Below are 965 nucleotides of genomic sequence, written 5' to 3' on the forward strand. Positions count from 1 at the left end.
TGGCCCCCGAAAGTTGGACTGGTTTAATTCTAGGCGGTTAGGGCTTCAAGGGTCTGATTTCGATATTGCATCGGGGTTAGACCCTTGAGTCGTTGTTGGATGCGTTCGGTGTTGTACCACCGGATGTACTCGTCGATTGCCTGGTTGAACTCTGCGACGGTGTCGAAGGCTTCTCCGTGGTACATCTCGGTTTTCAGGTGGCCGAAGAAGTTCTCCATGACCGCGTTGTCGTAGCAGTTGCCTTTGCGTGACATCGATTGGACTCCCTGGTGCTGGCTAATCAGGGTGCGCCATGATGAGTGCTTGTATTGGAATCCTTGATCGGTGTGGATCATCCAGCCCGGCTCTGGAGCACACGCTTTGATCGCCTGCGCCAACGAAGCCGAGGTAAACGCCGTAGACGGCGATGTGGCCACTGTGTGGGCGACGATTGAGCGGTCGAACAGGTCCATCACCGGTGAGAGATACACCTTGCGGCCAGCGACTTTGAACTCGGTGACGTCGCTGACGAAGACAGTGTTGAGCCTATCGGGGGTGAAGTTGCGCTCGAGTGTGTTCTCAGCGATGTAGCTGATTGTGCCAGTGTAGGAGATGTAGGGCCTGCGCTGGCGGATCTTGGCTTTCAAGCCCATGGCGCGCATGAGCTTGTAGACAAGTTTGTGGTTGACCACCCAGCCCTGGTTACGCAGGTCGAGCAGTACCCGCCGGTAGCCGTAGCGGTGTTTGTTGCGCTGAAAACTGTCCCGGATCGCTTGTTTGAGCTCGGCATGTTTATCCGGTGCGGTGAGTCGTTTTTGGTGGTAGAAGAATGTCGAGCGTGCCATGCCGGCCGCATCCAGGAGGTAGTCCAAGCGGTGGTGTGACTTGAGGATGACGATTGCCTGGGCTTTCAGGCGTGTCCCTGGTTCCTCAAGTCTCGCAATTTTTTTAAGTAGGCGTTTTCCGCTTCCAGCCGCTCAACCTGG

The 965-nt window shown here is 56.0% G+C and carries 1 pseudogene; it reads right to left on the reverse strand.

From position 1 onward, the window contains the following. Window positions 1-29: 29 nt before the first annotated feature. A pseudogene (locus QP324_RS11810) lies at window positions 30-965 on the reverse strand (IS3 family transposase); the annotation flags it as partial.

The organism is Corynebacterium sp. UMB0012, assembly GCF_030216265.1.
Lineage (GTDB): Bacteria > Actinomycetota > Actinomycetes > Mycobacteriales > Mycobacteriaceae > Corynebacterium.